This window comes from Ruegeria sp. CE6 (genome assembly GCF_056537485.1).
The window spans coordinates 1-3863 of sequence record NZ_JBQFRR010000011.1; the positions used below are offsets into that span (position 1 = coordinate 1).

3 protein-coding genes are annotated in these 3863 nt (G+C 62.0%); all 3 read right to left on the reverse strand.

Translation table 11 applies throughout. From position 1 onward, the window contains the following. Positions 1-1088 (reverse strand): iron-containing alcohol dehydrogenase (locus tag ACR0DK_RS20460; protein WP_170516222.1); only part of this gene is annotated, 1088 nt, incomplete at its 3' end. A gap of 67 nt (positions 1089-1155) precedes the next feature. Then, positions 1156-2538, reverse strand: a complete 1383-nt coding sequence (locus ACR0DK_RS20465; RefSeq protein WP_480737910.1) for an aldehyde dehydrogenase family protein — start codon at positions 2536-2538, stop codon at positions 1156-1158. A gap of 128 nt (positions 2539-2666) precedes the next feature. Continuing rightward, positions 2667-3863: glutamine synthetase family protein (locus ACR0DK_RS20470; protein ID WP_480737912.1), on the reverse strand; the 1197-nt coding region annotated here is incomplete at its 5' end.

Here is a 3863-nt window from a genome sequence, read left to right on the forward strand (position 1 = left end):
CCTCCGCATGAGGGGTCGATGATTGCGCCTTGGACCAGTTCGGGGATGGCGGCTTTGGTGACGCCGAGGTCGGAGAGTTTGCGGGGGATGGCGAGGCTGTCGTTGAACTCTTGCACGAAGCTGCGGAAGCCGTCGAAGCCGCCGTCGATGCCCAGATAGGCGGCGGCTTGCTGGAAGCGGTCGGCGATGACTGGCGCGTTGAACTCGAGCACGGCGGGCATGCAGACCGCGTTGGTGGTGCCGTGGTGGGTGTTGAACACCGCGCCGACGGGGTGGCTCATGGCGTGGATGGCGCCCAGGCCTTTCTGGAAGGCGGTGGCCCCCATCGCCGCCGCGCTCATCATCTGGGCGCGGGCTTCGATGTCGGTGCCGTCCGCATAGGCACGTGGCAGGTAGTCCTTGACCAGCCGCATCCCTTCCAGCGCGATGCCCTGAGACATCGGGTGGTAATGCGGGCTGCTGAACGCCTCGACACAATGCGCGAACGCATCCAGACCGGTGCCTGCGGTGATGAACTTTGGCATCCCAACCGTCAGCTCGGGGTCGCAGATCACCACGGTCGGCAGCACCTTGGGATGGAAGATGATCTTCTTGGCGTGGGTTTCAGAATTGGTGATGACGCTGGCGCGCCCCACTTCGGACCCGGTCCCGGCAGTTGTGGGGACGGCGATGATCGGCGCGATGGCATCGGCATCCGCTCGGGTCCACCAATCGCCGATGTCCTCAAAGTCCCAGACCGGGCGCGTCTGACCACACATGAAGGCGACCATCTTGCCCAGATCCAGCCCCGAGCCACCGCCAAATGCGATCACCCCGTCATGACCGCCCGCGTTATAGGCCGCAACACCGGCCTCGAGGTTCTGTTCATTGGGGTTCGGGTCCACATCCGCGAACAGACCCCGGCCCAGACCGGCGGTCTCCATGATATCCAGCGTCGCGGTGGTGATCGGCAGATCGGCCAGCCCCTTGTCGGTGACCAGCAGCGGTTTCTTCATGCCGGCCGCCGCACAGGCTTCGGGTAATTCATTGATCCGCCCGGCCCCGAATTTGATTGCGGTTGGATAAGACCAGTTTCCAACAAGTGACATGTTTGCTTTCCTTCGTGTCAAAAGGCCTGCCCCGGCGAGGGGGTCATTCCGAGGCAGGCCGGCGTCCTTAGCCCGTGACCTTTTTCAGGTGATAGGATTTGGGACGTGTCAGGTTGTGATAGCCAATGACCGAGAGACCGCCGCCGCGCCCGGTATTCTTGCAGCCGGTCCAACACAGGCCGGGATCCAGATAATCGGCGCGGTTCATGAAGACGGTGCCCGTCTCAATCTGGTCGCCCACCCGCGCAGCACGGTCCAGATCGCTGGTCCAGAGGCTCGCTGTCAGGCCAAACGCGCTGTCATTCATCAGCCGGGTGGCCTCGTCATCCGTGGACACTTTCATGATGCCCACTACCGGACCAAAGCTTTCATCCCGCATCACCCGCATGTCATGGGTGACATTGGTCAGGATCTGCGGCGTCAGATATGCGCCGCCATCATCCTCGGGGAAGATGTCGATATGGGCCACCGCACCAGCCTCGACCGCCTCGGCAATCTGCGCCCGTACCTCATCGGCAAAGCGCACATTGGCCATCGGCCCAATGGTGGTCTCAGCGTCCAGCGGATTGCCCAGCTTATAGCCCTTCACGATCTCCACCGCCCTGGCGACGAAGTCGTCATACAGGCTTTCATGCACATAAATCCGCTCGATCCCGCAGCAGCACTGGCCCGCGTTGAACATTGCCCCGTCGATCAGCGTCTCAACCGCCGCCTCCAGATCGGCATCGTCCATCACATAACCCGGATCCTTGCCGCCCAACTCAGTCCCGACGCCGGTAAAGGTGCCCGCCGCCGCGCGCTCCATCGCCTGGCCGCCGCCGACCGAGCCGGTGAAGTTCACGAAGTCGAACGCATTGCCCGCGATCAGATCGTTGGTCACGTCATGGCTCAGAAAGACATTCTGGAACACGTCTTCGGGCACACCCGCTGCATGGAAGGCCTGCGCCATACGCTCGCCCACCAGCAGGGTCTGCGTGGCGTGTTTCAGGATCACCGTATTACCCGCGATCAGCGCCGGGGCCACCGTGTTGATCGCCGTCATGTAGGGGTAGTTCCACGGCGCCACCACAAACACCACCCCATGCGGGATACGCTTGATATAGCGCTTGAACGTCTCATCTTCGCCCACCGCGATATCAGCCAATGCGCTTTCGGCAATCCCGGCCATATGGCTTGCGCGCTCGTTGAAGCCGCCGAACTCACCGCCATAGCGCACCGGGCGACCCATCATATGCGCCAACTCGGGCACGATTTCCTCATTCATCGCGCCGACAGCAGCCACACCCGCCATCACGAGATCAATGCGTTCCCGCAAGGGCCGCGCCGCCCAAGCCGCCTGTGCGGCCCGCGCCCGGCCCGCAACCTCAGACGCCGCCTCCCGCGACAACACCTCGCGCTCGGCAAAAACCGACCCATCAATCGGCGAGACACATTGCAACATCTGCCCCATAGTCACTCCATCTCTAAAGAGAGCAGGATCCCTGCTTCATCTGGCCATAAATATCTCTGGGGCCGCCATTGGTGCGCCATTGGTTCGAGCGCCGATGGCGGCGGGGCTGGCCCCTCGCTTTCACCCTCTCAAGCCCGCTCAAACCCGCGGGCAATTTCCCAATCGGTCACCACGCGCTCAAACTCTTCGATCTCAACCTCGGCCGCGCGCGCATAGTGATCGACAACGTCATCTCCCATTGCAGCCCGCAACATCGCCGAGCCATGCAGCGCATCCCGCGCCGCGCGCAGATTGCCCGGGATCATCCCCGTCTCTCCCTGATAGACGTCACCCGTGGTCGGCGGCTGCAACTCCAGCCCTTCTTCGATCCCAGCGATCCCCGCCGCCAGCATCCCAGCCATCGCCAGATAGGGGTTCATATCCGAGCCCGGGATACGGCATTCCACCCGCACCGCCTTGGTGCCGTCACCGCACAGGCGGAACCCGGCGGTGCGGTTGTCCACCGACCAGATGATCCGCGTCGGCGCAAAGGTCCCCTTCATGAACCGCTTGTAGCTGTTGATGTAGGGCGCCATGAAACAGGTGTAATCGGCGGCGTATTTCAGCAGACCCGCCATGTAGCTTTTCATCACATCCGACATGCCGAGCGGGTCTTTTTCGTCGAAAAAGATCGGCCGCCCCTCGGACCAGAGCGACTGATGCACGTGGCTGGAACTGCCCACTTTCTCATGATGCCATTTCGGCAGGAAGGTCGCGGCATGCCCATGCTGCCAGGCAATCTCTTTCACCGCGTTCTTGGCGATCGAGTGATACTCGGCCGTCTCCATCGCAGGCGCATATTTGATGTTCAGTTCTTCCTGCCCGGTCTCGGCCTCACCTTTCGTGTTCTCGACCGGTATCCCCGCATCCCACAGATGGTTGCGGATCGGGCGCATCACATGCTCTTCCTTGGTGGTCTGAAGGATGTGATAGTCTTCGTTATACCCCGAGATCGGCTCAAGGTCGCGAAAGCCTTCCTTGCGGATCTGATCAAAGCTTTTCTCGAACAGGAAAAACTCCAGCTCGGTGGCGCACATGGCGTCATAGCCCATCGCCTTCAGCCGGTTCACCTGACGTTTCAGGATCGAGCGCGGCGCGTGTGGCACTTCTTCATGCGTGTGATGATCCAGCACATCGCACATCACCATCGCCGTGCCTTCCAGCCACGGCACTGGGCGCAGCGTGCTCAGATCCGGCTTCATCACATAATCGCCATAGCCCCGCTCCCAACTGGTCGACGCATACCCATCCGGCGTCCCCATCTCGAGATCCGTCGCCAGCAGATA